This is a genomic window from Castellaniella hirudinis (genome assembly GCF_042651965.1).
Lineage (GTDB): Bacteria > Pseudomonadota > Gammaproteobacteria > Burkholderiales > Burkholderiaceae_B > Castellaniella > Castellaniella hirudinis.
On record NZ_JBHSDY010000004.1, the window covers coordinates 1 to 14,170 of the forward strand.

At 64.8% G+C, this 14,170-nt stretch carries 13 protein-coding genes; 2 read left to right on the forward strand and 11 right to left on the reverse strand.

All coding sequences use genetic code 11. The annotated features are described in order from the left end of the window. Window positions 1-233 precede the first annotated feature (233 nt). From ACFO0J_RS07090 to uvrB, 8 genes are all read right to left on the reverse strand, one after another. The gene (locus ACFO0J_RS07090) at window positions 234-1,133 is read right to left on the reverse strand and encodes an alpha/beta fold hydrolase (RefSeq protein WP_376812370.1); all 900 of its coding nucleotides are present in this window, start codon (window positions 1,131-1,133) and stop codon (window positions 234-236) included. A gap of 27 nt (window positions 1,134-1,160) precedes the next feature. Continuing rightward, on the reverse strand, window positions 1,161-1,763 hold the full coding sequence (locus ACFO0J_RS07095; protein ID WP_376812371.1) for a TetR/AcrR family transcriptional regulator: 603 nt from the start codon (window positions 1,761-1,763) through the stop codon (window positions 1,161-1,163). A 96-nt stretch (window positions 1,764-1,859) separates the two neighbouring features. After that, window positions 1,860-2,183, reverse strand: coding sequence for an iron-sulfur cluster assembly protein IscA (gene iscA, locus ACFO0J_RS07100; RefSeq protein ID WP_376812372.1), 324 nt, complete (start codon window positions 2,181-2,183; stop codon window positions 1,860-1,862). Then, window positions 2,152-2,583 carry an iron-sulfur cluster assembly scaffold protein gene (locus ACFO0J_RS07105; RefSeq protein WP_376812373.1) on the reverse strand — a complete coding sequence of 144 codons (432 nt, stop codon included), beginning with the start codon at window positions 2,581-2,583 and terminating at the stop codon, window positions 2,152-2,154. The genes iscA and ACFO0J_RS07105 overlap by 32 nt, the downstream gene beginning before the upstream one ends. Then, complete coding sequence (locus ACFO0J_RS07110) at window positions 2,583-3,800, reverse strand: IscS subfamily cysteine desulfurase (RefSeq protein ID WP_376812374.1); 1,218 nt, start codon at window positions 3,798-3,800, stop codon at window positions 2,583-2,585. The genes ACFO0J_RS07105 and ACFO0J_RS07110 overlap by 1 nt, the downstream gene beginning before the upstream one ends. A 15-nt stretch (window positions 3,801-3,815) precedes the next feature. Beyond that, window positions 3,816-4,337 (reverse strand): Fe-S cluster assembly transcriptional regulator IscR, encoded by a 522-nt coding sequence (iscR, locus tag ACFO0J_RS07115; RefSeq protein ID WP_376812375.1) that lies wholly within the window; start codon window positions 4,335-4,337, stop codon window positions 3,816-3,818. 242 nt (window positions 4,338-4,579) lie between these two features. Next, complete coding sequence (locus ACFO0J_RS07120; protein ID WP_376812584.1) at window positions 4,580-5,071, reverse strand: low molecular weight protein-tyrosine-phosphatase; 492 nt, start codon at window positions 5,069-5,071, stop codon at window positions 4,580-4,582. Window positions 5,072-5,179: 108 nt separating this feature from the next. Then, on the reverse strand, window positions 5,180-7,246 hold the full coding sequence (gene uvrB, locus ACFO0J_RS07125) for an excinuclease ABC subunit UvrB (protein ID WP_376812376.1): 2,067 nt from the start codon (window positions 7,244-7,246) through the stop codon (window positions 5,180-5,182). A gap of 131 nt (window positions 7,247-7,377) precedes the next feature. Here uvrB and ACFO0J_RS07130 point away from each other — a divergent pair, with 131 nt between their 5' ends. Beyond that, window positions 7,378-8,583: an amino acid aminotransferase gene (locus ACFO0J_RS07130; protein ID WP_376812377.1), complete on the forward strand. Its 1,206-nt coding sequence runs from the start codon at window positions 7,378-7,380 to the stop codon at window positions 8,581-8,583. A gap of 166 nt (window positions 8,584-8,749) precedes the next feature. Next, a complete protein-coding gene (gene lexA, locus ACFO0J_RS07135) occupies window positions 8,750-9,499 on the forward strand; it encodes a transcriptional repressor LexA (protein ID WP_376812378.1) in 750 nt (249 codons plus the stop codon). A gap of 68 nt (window positions 9,500-9,567) precedes the next feature. On the opposite strand, the gene lon is transcribed toward lexA, so the two are convergent. The 3 genes from lon to clpP all read right to left on the reverse strand — a co-directional run bounded on the left by lon (window position 9,568) and on the right by clpP (window position 14,170). Continuing rightward, complete coding sequence (gene lon / locus ACFO0J_RS07140; protein ID WP_376812379.1) at window positions 9,568-12,021, reverse strand: endopeptidase La; 2,454 nt, start codon at window positions 12,019-12,021, stop codon at window positions 9,568-9,570. Between the two features lie 186 nt (window positions 12,022-12,207). Beyond that, entirely contained in the window at window positions 12,208-13,500 is a 1,293-nt protein-coding gene (gene clpX / locus ACFO0J_RS07145; RefSeq protein ID WP_376812380.1) for an ATP-dependent Clp protease ATP-binding subunit ClpX, read from the reverse strand. 10 nt (window positions 13,501-13,510) lie between these two features. After that, window positions 13,511-14,170, reverse strand: a complete 660-nt coding sequence (gene clpP / locus ACFO0J_RS07150) for an ATP-dependent Clp endopeptidase proteolytic subunit ClpP (protein ID WP_376812381.1) — start codon at window positions 14,168-14,170, stop codon at window positions 13,511-13,513.

The following is a 14,170-nucleotide window of genomic DNA, read 5'->3' on the forward strand; positions in this document are numbered from 1 at the left end:
CGGTGCAATACCGAACTCAGGCCTTGACCGCCTAATCTGTGACCGTCCAACTTCTGGGGGTCAGTTCACAAGGGGGCGCTTTTCATCTTGGGGCGGCCCGACGATGAAAAAAGGCCCCCACGCTACGCCCTCCGGGCTCGCTGCCCCCAAGGGGGCGCTTTTCATCTTGGGGCGGCCCGACGATGAAAAAAGCCGGGCGACCGGCTTTTTTCATTGGATCTGGCCGGGATACCTCAAACAAATCCCAGCGACAGCTCGGGCGACCCGATCACCCGGCTGCCGACGGCCTCGCCCCGCGCAAACGCCAGGGCGGCGGCAATCGTGTCCGGGTCGTCCAGCAGGCGGCGATGCCCCAGGCCCTGCGTGCTCAGCAGACGCGCACCAGGCAAGCGATGCGCATAGTATTCCCCCTCGCTCCAGGGCACCTGCCTGTCGTCCAGATCATGCACGATCAATGCGGGCTGCCCCAATGCGGGCAGGCGACGGTGGATATCCAGGGTCTCGATTCCCACGCCGGTGCGGCGCAGCAGCCAATCGGTGCAGGCCGGGCGCAGCGATTCTCTGAGCCACAGCCGGCGCAGATGCCGGCCGACCACTTCGGACAGGTCGGCGGGGGGCGCGACCAGAATCAGGCGCTGAGCCTGCCAGGTTTCATCCTGGGCCAGGGTCAGCGCCGCACCGCCCAGGGAATGCCCGATCGCCAGCGCCGCCGGTCCGTAGACGGCGCCCACGGCGCGGATCGTCGCGACGAATTCCGGCAGCGAACAGTGCGCGCCCGTGCTGCGGCCATGGCCGGGCTGGTCAAACGCCACCACGGCGTAGCCCTGCGCACGCAGGCCGTCCACCCACGGGCGGAAACACAGGCCGTGGCTGGACCAGCCATGCGCCAGCAAGACGTAGGGCTGGGTGCCGGGATCGCCCCAGACATAGGTGGCGACGGTTTCGCCCAGGACCTCCAGCCGCCCCTGCTGCGCACCGCCGCCCTCGGGCACCCGCCGCGCCCGAGGGGACGGAGTGGCGAACAGCCGTGCGGCCCAGCCGGCCGCATGCCGGGGCGCCAGCCAGGCGCTCAGCATCAGGCCGGCGCGCAAGGCCCCCAACTGCAAGGGGGCGGGGACGGAGAAGGAGGACATGGGATCGCCTCTGGGTCAGGGTCGGATTCAGGGCTGCCAGCTACGCCAGAGGCGTTCGAACGCCGCCATGGCATGGTGCAGGGCCTCGTCGTAGCCGAACAGGCCGCCGTCATGGTGCAGGGCCAGCATCAGCGCGTAGATCTCGAAAGCCACTTGGGATGCGTCGGTGTCGGCGCGCAGATGCCCCGCCTCCACCGCCTGCATGACGGCTTTTCGCAGTTCGTCGCGCCAGCCTGTCTGCTGCGCCAACACGGCATCGCGCAGCGCGCCTTCGCGGCCGTCGTATTCACTGGCCGCAGACAGCAGCACGCAGCCGCTTTGGTAGCGATGGGCCCAGTCGAACCAGTTCGCCACGATGGCGCGCAGGCGCGGCAAGCCGCGCGGCTGCTTCAGCGCGGGCAGCAGCACGCTGGCGAGCAGCCGTTCCTTGCCGGTATTCAGCACGGCAAGCTGGAGATCCTCGCGGGACCCGAAATGAGCGAACACCCCGCTCTTGGACATGCCGACGCTGGCCGCCAGGATGCCGATGGACAAGGCTTCCAGCCCGCCTTCACAGGCCAGGGCATAGGCGTTGTCGAGGATGAGTTCGCGCGTGGCGACGCGCTTGCCGGGAGCGGATACAGAAGTCATGCCCAAAGAATAGCACGACCGTTCGTTCTATTCAATGGCATGAAACCCGGCGGGGACGCGAAGCCGCGCCCCCACGCGGTCCATGAGACGGACGTCTCAGACCGTGAACGATTCCCCGCAGCCGCAGGCGGCTTTTTCGTTGGGGTTGTTGAAGCGGAAGCCTTCGTTCAGGCCTTCGCGGGCATAGTCCAGTTCCGTACCCTGCAGATACGGCAGGCTGTCGGACGGCACATACAAACGGGCGCCGAACTGCTCGAAGATCTGATCGTCGGCGACGGGATCGTCCACGTATTCCAGTTGATAGGACATGCCCGAGCAGCCCGAGGGCTTGACCCCCAGGCGCAGGCCCAGGCCCTTGCCGCGTTTTTCCAGATGGCGCTGAATGTGCTCAGCAGCGCGTTGTGTCAGCGTGATTCCCATGATGTGCCTCAGGAACAGGATGTTTATCAGTGTAATCGGCCACGACCGCGCGGATGGCATCCTGGGCCAGCAGCGCGCAGTGCAGTTTTTCGGCAGGCAGATCCAGCGCCTGGACGATGTCCTGGCTGCTGATGACCAGCGCCAGGCTCAAATCACGTCCCCGCAACCATTCTGTCGCCAGGGAGCCGGCCGCGATGGCCTCGCCGCTGCCGAACGCCCGGAAGCAGGCAGATTCTATGGTAGCGCCATCCACGCGGATCTGCAGTTTCAGGATCTGACCCAGCTCCGGCGAACCCACCAGCGCAGTGCCCACCCGGGGATCGTGCGCATCGAAAGAGCCGACGTTGCGCGGATGCAGGTAGTGTTCCAGGACCTGCGGCCCGTACGACGGACCGGCCATCAGCAATGCTCCGCCCAGGCGCCCAGGGTGCCCTGCTGGCGCATTTCCCACAACGGCGACAGATCGCGCAGCCGCCCGATCTGGGCGCGCAACAGCCGCACGGCGCGGTCCACTTCATCCTGCGTGGTGTAGCGCCCCAGGGTCAGGCGCAACGAGCTGTGCGCCAGGGTGTCGCTGCGCCCCAGGGCGCGCAACACATGGGACGGCTCGAGACTGGCCGAGGTGCAGGCCGAACCCGAGGACACGGCCAGTTCCGGCACCGACATCAGCAGGGCCTCGCCCTCGATGTGGGCCACGCTGACATTCAGCGTGTGCGCCACGCGCCGTTCCGGGTCGCCGTTGAGATACACGTCCGGCAGATCGCGCAGACCGTCCCACAGGCGGTCACGCAGTGCGCGGATGCGCGGGATTTCATCATCCATCAGTTCACCCGCCAACGCATAGGCCGCGCCCATGCCGACGATCTGGTGGGTGGGCAATGTGCCCGAGCGCAGACCGCGCTCGTGGCCGCCGCCGTGAATCTGGGCCTCCAGGCGCACGCGCGGCTTGCGGCGCACATACAGCGCGCCGACGCCCTTGGGACCGTAGGTCTTGTGCGCCGACAGGGACATCAGGTCCACGCCCAGCGCCTCGACGTCCACCGCCAGCTTGCCGGTGGCCTGGGCGGCGTCGGTGTGAAACAGGATGCCGCGCGCACGGCACAGCGCCGCCAGCGCGGCAACGTCCTGGATGACGCCGATTTCGTTGTTGACCAGCATCACCGAGACCAGAATCGTATCGGGGCGCAGCACGGCGGCCAGCGCACCGGGACTGACCAGTCCGTGGGCATCCACGTCCAGCCAGGTCACGTCAAAGCCCTGGCGTTCGAGTTCCAGGCAGGGATCCAGCACCGCCTTGTGCTCGGTGCGGACCGTGACGATGTGTTTGCCCCGGCCGGAATGGAAATGCGCCGCGCCTTTGATCGCCAGATTGTCGGACTCGGTGGCGCCGGAAGTCCAGACGATCTCGCGCGGATCGGCATGGATCAAACCCGCGACCTGAGCCCGGGCCCGTTCGACGGCCTCTTCCGCATCCCAGCCCCAGGCGTGACTGTTCGACGCCGGATTGCCGAAGCGTTCGCTCAGCCAGGGCAACATGGCCTGGAGGACGCGTTCGTCGACGGGCGTGGTGGCGGAATAGTCCAGATAAAGCGGGCGATCCGGGGGCAGATGAGGCATTGAAACTCCGGGAAATCAGGCCGATACGGGCTCCTGGGCCTGGGAATCAGCCGCCATCGGCGTAATCGGGATGGTCGTGCGGCCGTGACGCATGTGGCCGGATTCCTGCCATTCGCGCAAGCGCTGCTGATCAACCAGATCCTGCAGCGAAACCGAGTCCAGGTATTCCAGCATTTTACGACTCAAAGTCGCCCACAGGTCGTGGGTCATGCACTTGCCGCTCTGCCCGTTGCGGCCGATGTCGCAGTTTTCCTTGCCGCCGCAGCTCGTGGCATCCAGGGGCTCGTCGACGGCAAAGATGATGTCCGCCACGGAAATGTCACGCGCATGCCGGGCCAGCGTGTAGCCGCCTCCCGGGCCGCGCACGCTGTCGACCAGTTCGTGCCGGCGCAGCTTGCCGAACAACTGCTCCAGATAAGACAGGGAAATGTTCTGGCGCGCGCTGATGGCGGCCAGCGTCACCGGTCCACTGTGATGGCGCAAAGCCAGATCGATCATGGCCGTCACGGCAAAACGCCCTTTGGTCGTCAAACGCATGGTGAAGTCCTCTGTGGGTGCGAAGCATTCCCGGATGTGGCGAATACCCGACTGTTCAAGTCAAGTGTACCCTTTTACCCGACTAAAACACTCGGTTTTAAGCGATGTAAATTAACAAAACTTGATGCTTGTCAATTTTGACCATATTGCAGGCAAGGGTTCGCTCGCCCGCCCGACACGGCATCCCCGGATATGCAAAGGGCGCCTCAGGCGCCCTTTTTGCACGAGAAAGGAGGAATCGATCAGGCAGCCTGATACTGCAGCGCGCGCTTGCGCACCAGTTCGAGGACGCCCTGGCAGGAGTCTTCGATGTAGTCCAGGACCTTGTTGAAGCCTTCGGGACCGCCATAGTAAGGATCGGGCACGGTGGCTTCCTCGAATTCGTTCGAGAAGCGCATCAACAGCATGAGCTTGTGCTGGTAGACCTTGGGGCACTGCTGCTGCAGCGCGGACAGGTTTTCCCAGTCCATGGCCAGAATCAGGTCGGCATCGCGGAAGTCTTCGGCGCGGATCTGGCGAGCCACCAGCGACGACAGATCATAGCCACGCTTGCGCGCGGCAGTCTGGGCGCGCGCGTCCGGCGCCTCACCCACATGGAAGTGGTGAGTCGCGGCGGAATCGACGGCAATCGCGTCGGACAGACCGGCCTCATCGACGATGTGCTGGAAGACGCCCTGGGCAGTGGGAGAACGGCAGATATTGCCCGTACAGACAAAAAGTACCTTATGCATGATAGGTGAAAGTGTGCGGGAAAACCCGGAATTTGGCAAGCATTTTCTGGGGAAAACCACAAAAAAACCTGATACTTGAAGCACTTCCGAAACAGCCCCTCGGTCGGCCCCTCACTCCATCAAGGCGCGGGCCTTCAAGGTGCGCAGGGTGTCGCGCACCGCAGCCGCCTGCTCGAATTCCAGGTTGCGGGCATGCTCGTTCATGCGCTGTTCCAGGCGGCGGATTTCCCGCGCCAGGGATTTCTCGTCATGCAGGGCCGACTCGTCGTACCCGGCGCCGGCAGGCGTCGCCGCCGCAGTCACAGCCACCCCGTCGATCAGGTCGCGCACCGCCTTGCTGACGCCCCTGGCGGTGATGCCGTGTTCGAGGTTGAAGGCCTGCTGCTTTTCCCGGCGGCGGGCCGTCTCATCCATGGCGCGGCGCATGGAGTCGGTCACCCGGTCGGCGTACAGGATGGCGCGCCCGTTCAGATTGCGCGCCGCCCGGCCGATGGTCTGGATCAGGCTGCGCTCCGAACGCAGAAAGCCTTCCTTGTCAGCATCCAGGATCGCCACCAGGGAGACCTCCGGGATGTCCAGGCCTTCGCGCAGCAGGTTGATCCCGACCAGCACGTCAAAAGTCCCCAGGCGCAGGTCACGGATGATCTCGACCCGTTCCACCGTGTCGATGTCGGAATGCAGGTAGCGGACCTTGAGGCCGCTTTCCCCCAGATATTCCGTCAAGTCCTCGGCCATGCGCTTGGTCAGCGTGGTGACCAGCACCCGTTCGTGGCGCGCGATGCGCAGCTTGGCCTCGCCCAGCAGGTCGTCGACCTGGGTGACGGCCGGACGCAGATCGACCTCCGGGTCCACCAGGCCGGTCGGACGCACGACCTGCTCGACCACCTGGTCCGCATGCTCGGCTTCGTAGGGGCCGGGCGTGGCGGACACGAACACGCATTGCGGCATGCGCGCCTCGAATTCCTCCAGGCGCAAAGGCCGGTTATCCAGCGCCGAAGGCAGCCGGAAGCCGAACTGCACCAGCGTGTCCTTGCGCGACCGGTCGCCCCGGTACATGCCGCCCAACTGGCCGATCGTGACGTGGCTCTCGTCGATGAACATCAGGGCGTTGGCGGGCAGATAGTCGATCAAGGTCGGCGGCGGTTCACCCGGCAAGGCCCCCGACAGATGCCGCGAATAGTTTTCGATGCCCTTGCAAAAGCCCAGTTCCTGCAGCATTTCCAGGTCGAAGCGGGTGCGTTGTTCCAGCCGCTGGACTTCGACCAGCTTGCCGGCCTCGGTCAGCTCGGCCAGCCGGTCGCGCAGTTCTACCTTGATGGTCTCGATGGCGCGCAGCACGGTCTCGCGCGGCGTCACGTAGTGCGAGCTGGGGAAGATCGTGAACCGCACCAGACTCTGGACCGGCTTGCCCGTCAGAGGGTCGAACAGGTCCAGGGACTCGATCTCGTCGTCGAACAGCGTGATACGCAGGGCCTGTTCGGCGTGTTCGGCCGGAAAAACATCGATGACCTCGCCGCGCGCCCGGAAAGTCCCCCGGGAAAACTCCATATCGTTGCGTTCGTACTGCATGGACACCAGCCGCGCCAGGACTTCCTGGCGGCCGACCCGGTCGCCGGTGCGCAGCGTCAGCACCATCGCGTGGTAGTCGCCCGGATTGCCGATCCCGTAAATGCAGGACACGGTGCCCACGATGATGGTGTCGGGGCGTTCCAGCAGGCTTTTGGTGGCCGACAGACGCATCTGCTCGATGTGCTCGTTGATGGACGAGTCTTTCTCGATGAACAGGTCGCGCGAAGGCACATAGGCCTCAGGCTGGTAGTAATCGTAGTAAGACACGAAATATTCCACCGCATTGCGGGGGAAGAATTCACGCATTTCGGCGTACAACTGAGCGGCCAGGGTCTTGTTGGGCGCCAGCACGATGGCCGGGCGTCCGGTGCGGGCGATCAGATTGGCCATGGTGTAGGTCTTGCCCGAACCCGTCACCCCCAGCAGGGTCTGGCACATGAGCCCATCGCGCACGCCCTCTTCCAGCGCGTCGATCGCGGCCGGCTGGTCGCCGGCCGGCGGATAGGGCTGGAACAACTGGAACGGGCTGTCCGGATACTGGACGAACCCCGGCACAGCCTCGGGGGCATCCGGGGACTGGCCCTGTTGGATTTCGACCTGATGGGACATGGGCTCAACTAGACACTGTTCGGGTAAACCCCTTATTATCACACTGTTGGCCCACGTGACCAAAGGAACCTCTGCATAAGTCGAGCGTTCAGAGGTTCCCAAGACTCCTCTCCTTTGTCCTCCCGGTAACCATGTCCTCCATCTTCGCATCTGTCGAACTCGCTCCGCGCGACCCCATCCTGGGCCTGAACGAACAATTCAAGGCCGACACCCGGTCCACCAAGGTCAATCTCGGCGTCGGCGTCTACTATGACGACGCGGGCCACATCCCCCTGCTGAAAGCCGTCCGCCAGGCCGAAGCCCGCCTGTTCGAACAGGCCGCACCGCGCAACTACCTGCCGATCGACGGCATCCCCGGTTACAACACGGGCGCCCGCACCCTGCTGCTGGGCGCCGGTTCGCCGCTGATCGCCGAACACCGCTCGCTGACGGTCCAGACCCTGGGCGGCACCGGCGCGCTGAAGATCGGCGCCGACTTCCTGAAGCGGATTCTGCCCCAGGCCCAGGTCGCCATCAGCAACCCCAGCTGGGACAACCACCAGGCCCTGTTCAGCGCCGCCGGCTTCCCCATCGTCCACTATGACTACTACGACGCCGCCACGCACGGCCTGAACTTCGACGGCATGCTGGCCTCGCTGCGCGCCTTGCCCGCCGGCACCGTCGTCGTGCTGCACGCCTGCTGCCACAACCCCACCGGCGTCGATCCTACCCTGGACCAGTGGCAGGAAATCGCCCGCACGCTGCAGGCCGGTCAACTGGTGCCCTTCCTGGACATCGCCTACCAGGGCTTCGGCGCCGGCATCGAAGAAGACGCCGCCGTGGTGCGCCTGTTCGCGGACCTGGGCATGACCATGTTCATCAGTTCCTCGTTCTCCAAGTCCTTCTCGCTGTACGGCGAGCGCGTCGGCGCCCTGACCCTGGTGACCGGCGGCGACGAGGAAAGCGCCCGCGTGCTCAGCCAGCTCAAGCGCGTCATCCGCACCAACTACTCCAACCCGCCCACCCACGGCGGCGCCATGGTCTCGACCGTGCTGAACACGCCCGAACTGTACGCCCAGTGGTCCGAAGAACTGGCCGGCATGCGCGATCGCATCCGCACCATGCGCCACCAACTGGTCGAAAAGATCCAGGCCCAGGGCGTGGACCAGGACTTCAGCTTCGTCAAGGCCCAGCGCGGCATGTTCTCGTTCTCCGGCCTGACCAAGGCCCAGGTGGACCGCCTGCGCGAAGAATTCGGCATCTATGCCGTGGGCAGCGGCCGCATCTGCGTGGCCGCCCTGAACAGCGGCAACATCGACTACGTCGCCCAGGCCGTGGCCCAGGTGATCAAGAACTGATCGTTCTCGCGCGTCGGCTTGCGGGCCGGCGCGTTTGATGCGCAGTCGCCCGGCGGGACCCTTGCGAGGGTCCCGTCGTCGTTTCCGGCGCTGCAGCGGCCTCCCGCTTGCGCCGCACTCGGCCTTCCGTCACAATACAGGCTGTGTTTCCATCCAGTACCTCGACATGGCCCTGAAACTCACCGCCCGACAGTCCCAGATCCTGGATCTCATCCGGCAATCCATGCAACAGACGGGCCGCCCCCCGACCCGGGCCGAAATCGCCCGTGAACTGGGCTTTCGCTCGGCCAACGCCGCTGAAGACCATTTGCGCGCGCTGGAACGCAAGGGGTACGTCCTGCTGTCGGCCGGCACCTCGCGCGGCATCCAGCTCACCGGACAGGCCCAGTCCGCCTCCACGGCCGACGATATCCATGCGGCCGACGCCACCGGGACCACCGATGCGGTCGGGCGCACATCCCGTCCGGCGCCAGGCCGCACGCCCGGCCCCCTGCCCGGCGCCCCGACCTGGATCGAACCGGCCGACAACCGCCTGGTGCCGCTGGTGGGCCGCGTCGCCGCCGGCAGCCCCGTCCTGGCGGCCGAACACGTCGAACGCGAAATCCCCCTGGCCCCCCACCTGTTCGAGGCGGCCCCCGATTATCTGCTGCGCGTGCGCGGCAGCAGCATGCGCGATGCCGGCATCCTGGACGGCGACCTGCTGGCCGTGCGCAGCACGCCCCAGGCCCGCCACGGCCAGATCGTGGTCGCCCGCCTGGGCGACGACGTGACCGTCAAGCGCCTGGACCACCAGGGCCGCCGCATCCGCCTGCTGCCCGAAAACCCGGACTTCCAGCCGATCGACGTCGGACCCGGCGACGACTTCGCCATCGAAGGCATCGCCGTCGGCCTGATCCGCACGACCGCGCTGCATTGATTCAATCAAAACAAAGGCCTGTGTTTTCAACAAACACAGGCCTTTTTGCTGGGAAGCGCCGAAAGAAATCAGTGCTTCATCACCCCGCCGCTGCCGGATTCAACCGGCTTGGCGGCAGCCACCGCCTCGGCCGCCAGACGAGCGACTTCTTCGTCTGACAAAGGCACGGGCATGCGCTGCAAGGCGACTTCCAGCACCCGGTCGATCCAGCGCACCGGGATGATTTCCAGGTGGTTTTTCACGTTGTCCGGGATTTCAGCCAGATCCTTGACGTTTTCCTCGGGGATCATCACGGTCTTGATGCCGCCGCGATGCGCCGCCAGCAGCTTTTCCTTCAGGCCGCCGATCTCCAGCACCTCGCCGCGCAGGGTGATTTCCCCCGTCATGGCGACGTCGGCCCGCACCGGAATGCCGGTCAGCGCCGACACCATGGCCGTGGTGATCGCGGCCCCGGCCGAAGGACCGTCCTTGGGCGTGGCGCCTTCCGGAAAGTGGATGTGCAGATCGCGCTTTTCGAAGGCCTGATCCGCAATGCCCCACTTACGGGCGCGGGCGCGCACCACAGTGCGGGCGGCCTCGACCGATTCCTTCATCACGTCGCCCAGCGAGCCCGTGCGCAGGACCGCGCCCTTGCCCGGCATGTCGGCCGCCTCGATGGTCAGCAGGTCGCCGCCGACTTCCGTCCAGGCCAGACCGGTGACCTGGCCGACCTTGTCTTCCTTTTCGGCCACGCCGAAATTGTAGCGGCGCACCCCCAGGAAATCGTTCAGATTGGCGGCGTTGACCACGATGGCGGCCTGGTCGTTGGTCTTGCGGGCCGACTCGGCAGGATTGCTGAGCAGACGCTTGACGGCCTTGCGGCAGATCTTGGAGACTTCGCGTTCCAGCGCGCGCACCCCGGCTTCACGCGTGTAATAACGCACGATGTCGCGGATGGCGTCCTCGGAAATGCTCAGTTCGCCGTCCTTCACGCCGTTGTTCTTCATCAGCTTGGGCAGCAGGTGGTCGAAGGCGATGTGGACCTTCTCGTCTTCGGTGTAGCCCGACAGGCGGATGACTTCCATCCGGTCCAGCAGGGCCGGCGGAATGTTCAGCGTATTGCTGGTCGCCACGAACATCACATCCGACAGGTCGAAATCGACCTCGATGTAGTGATCCTGGAAGGTGTGATTCTGTTCCGGATCGAGCACTTCCAGCAGGGCCGAGGACGGGTCGCCGCGGAAATCCGCGCCCAGCTTGTCGATCTCGTCGAGCAGGAACAGCGGATTGCGCACGCCGACCTTGGTCATGTTCTGCAGGATCTTGCCCGGCATGGAACCGATGTAGGTGCGCCGATGGCCGCGGATTTCGGCCTCGTCACGCACGCCGCCCAGCGCCATGCGCACGAACTTGCGATTGGTCGCACGGGCCACGGACTGGCCCAGCGAGGTCTTGCCCACGCCCGGGGGGCCGACCAGGCACAGGATCGGCGCCTTGAGCTTGTCCACGCGCTGCTGCACCGCCAGGTATTCGACGATGCGTTCCTTGACCTTTTCCAGGCCGTAGTGATCGGCGTCGAGGACTTCCTCGGCATTACGCAGGGCATTGTTGACGCGGCTCTTTTTACGCCACGGCAAGCCCACCAGCGTGTCGATGTAGTTGCGCACCACGGTGGCCTCGGCCGACATGGGCGACATCAGCTTGAGCTTCTTCAGTTCGGCGTCGGCCTTCTTGCGAGCTTCCTTGGGCAGATGCGCCGAGGCGATGCGACGTTCGAGCTCCTCGATGTCGGCGCCTTCTTCGCCTTCGCCCAATTCCTTCTGGATGGCCTTGACCTGCTCGTTCAGATAGTAGTCGCGCTGGCTCTTTTCCATCTGCTTCTTGACACGGCCGCGGATGCGCTTTTCGACCTGCAGGATCTCGATTTCCGATTCCAGTTGGGCCAGCAGCGCCTCCAGGCGCTGTGCAGCACCGGGCATGTCGAGCAGGGACTGTTTCTGCTCGATCTTCAGGGGCAGATGGGCGGCGATGGTGTCGGCCAGACGGCCGGCGTCCTCGATCCCCGACAGCGAAGTCAGGATTTCCTGGGGGATCTTCTTGTTCAGTTTGACGTACTGTTCAAACTGGGCCACGACGGCGCGGCGCAGGGCTTCAGCCTCGGCCTGGCCGGACTGGTCTTCGGCGATGCCGGAGACGCTCGCCGCGAAATGGGTTTCGGCGTCGGTGACTTCGTGGATGCGGGCGCGCTGCAAGCCTTCGACCAGCACCTTGACGGTGCCGTCGGGCAGTTTCAGCATCTGCAGGATGTTGGCCGCGCAGCCGATCTCGTACAGATCGTCAGGCGTGGGTTCGTCCTTGCCGGCGGATTTCTGGGCCACCAGCATGACGCTGCTGCCGGCCTCCATGGCCAGTTCGAGCGCCTTGATGGAACGCGGCCGTCCCACGAACAGCGGGATGACCATGTGGGGAAAGACCACGACGTCGCGCAAAGGCAGCAACGGCAGTTCCACAGGTTCCTGAGTCAGAATCTGGCTAGCAGACATGGTGGATTCCTCAAACGATTGAATCTGAAAGAAAAAGGAAGCGCGGGCTTCCTTTTTCGTATAGTGCCTGCTGATGAATATGGTGCCGGACGGACGCTTTTCAAGAGCCGGGGCACACGGCCAGTATACGGGAACCGGCTCCGGGCTGCCCCGTCCGGAGGACGGGAACAGCGACCGGATGCAAGATCAGGCGGCGGCCGAGCGCAGCGGCTTTTCTTCGACCTGGCGCTCGGGCCGGGGCCCCTTGACCAGCGTCGGCGTGTCCTGCCCTTCGACCGCGTCCTTTTCCAGGACCACGCGGTTGATGTCCTGACGCGAAGGCAGTTCGTACATCGTGCTGAGCAGCGATTGTTCCATGATGGAACGCAGGCCGCGGGCGCCGGTGCGACGCTTGATGGCCCGGCGGGCGATCGCCGTCAGGGCCTCGGGAGTCACGTCGAGTTCGACGTCTTCCATCTCGAACAGCTTCTGGAACTGCTTGACCACCGCGTTGCGCGGCTCGGTCAGGATGCGCACCAGCGTATCCTCGGTCAGTTCTTCCAGGGTGGCGACCACCGGCAGGCGGCCGACCAGTTCCGGGATCAGGCCGAACTTGATCAGGTCTTCGGGCTCGACCTCGGCGAACAGTTCGCCCACACCGCGCTCGGAACGCGCGCGCACCGTGGCGGCAAAGCCGATGCCGGAGCGTTCGCTGCGATCACGGATGATCTTTTCCAGACCATCGAAGGCGCCGCCGACGATGAACAGGATGTTGGTGGTGTCGACCTGGACGAAGTCCTGGTTGGGGTGCTTGCGCCCGCCCTGCGGCGGCACCGAGGCGACCGTGCCTTCGATGAGCTTCAGCAGCGCCTGCTGCACGCCCTCGCCCGACACGTCGCGGGTGATGGAGGGGTTGTCGGACTTGCGCGAAATCTTGTCGATTTCATCGATGTAGATGATGGCGCGCTGGGCCTTTTCAACCTCGTAGTTGCAGTTCTGCAGCAGCTTCTGGATGATGTTCTCGACGTCCTCGCCGACGTAGCCGGCTTCCGTCAGGGTGGTGGCGTCGGCCATCACGAAAGGCACGTCCAGCATGCGCGCCAGCGTCTGCGCCAGCAGGGTCTTGCCCGAACCGGTCGGCCCGATCAGCAGGATGTTGCTCTTGGACAGTTCGACGTCGCCGTCCTTGGCGTCCTGGTAGCGGATGCGCTTGTAGTGGTTGTAGACCGCCACCGCCAGATTGCGCTTGGGCGTTTCCTGGCCGATGACGTAGCCGTCCAGAAAGGACTTGATTTCCTGCGGCGTGGGCAGTTCTTTGCGCACGGCGGCCCGTGCCGCGTCCTGGGACTCTTCGCGGATGATGTCGTTGCACAGGCTGATGCATTCATCGCAGATGAAGACGGAAGGCCCGGCGATCAGCTTATGGACTTCGTGCTGGCTTTTGTTGCAGAAGGAGCAATGCAGCGCCTTGTCCTCGCTGGAACCTTTTTTTTCGGTCATGGCTATCCAATCACTTGATTTCGTCAGTGCGCGAAACCAATACCTTGTCGATCAGTCCGTATTCCCGCGCTTCGTCGGCGGACATGAAATTGTCGCGTTCGGTGTCCACACCGATGCGCTCGATGTCCTGGCCGGTGCGTTCGGCCAGAATGCCGTTCAGGCGTTCGCGCAGGCTGAGGATTTCCTTGGCCTGGATCTGGATGTCCGAGGCCTGGCCCTGGGCGCCGCCCGAGGGCTGGTGGATCATGATGCGCGAATTCGGCAGCGCGTAGCGCTTGCCCTTGGCGCCCGCAGCCAGCAGGAACGCGCCCATGCTGGCGGCCAGGCCGGTGCACAGGGTGGAGACCTCGGGCTTGACGAACTGCATGGTGTCGAAGATCGCCATGCCGGCGTAGACCGAGCCGCCCGGGGAATTGATGTACAGCGAGATGTCCTTGTCAGGGTTCTCCGATTCCAGGAACAGCAACTGCGCCACGACCAGATTGGCCGACTGGTCGTTGACCGGACCCACGAAGAAAATCACCCGTTCGCGCAGCAGGCGCGAATAGATGTCGTAGGACCGCTCGCCGCGACCGGACTGCTCAATGACGATGGGCACGTAGCCCAGGCCGGTGGGGACGACCGAGTCCCCGCCGTACATCGACGCGTAGAAATCGGTGAACCGGTTCAT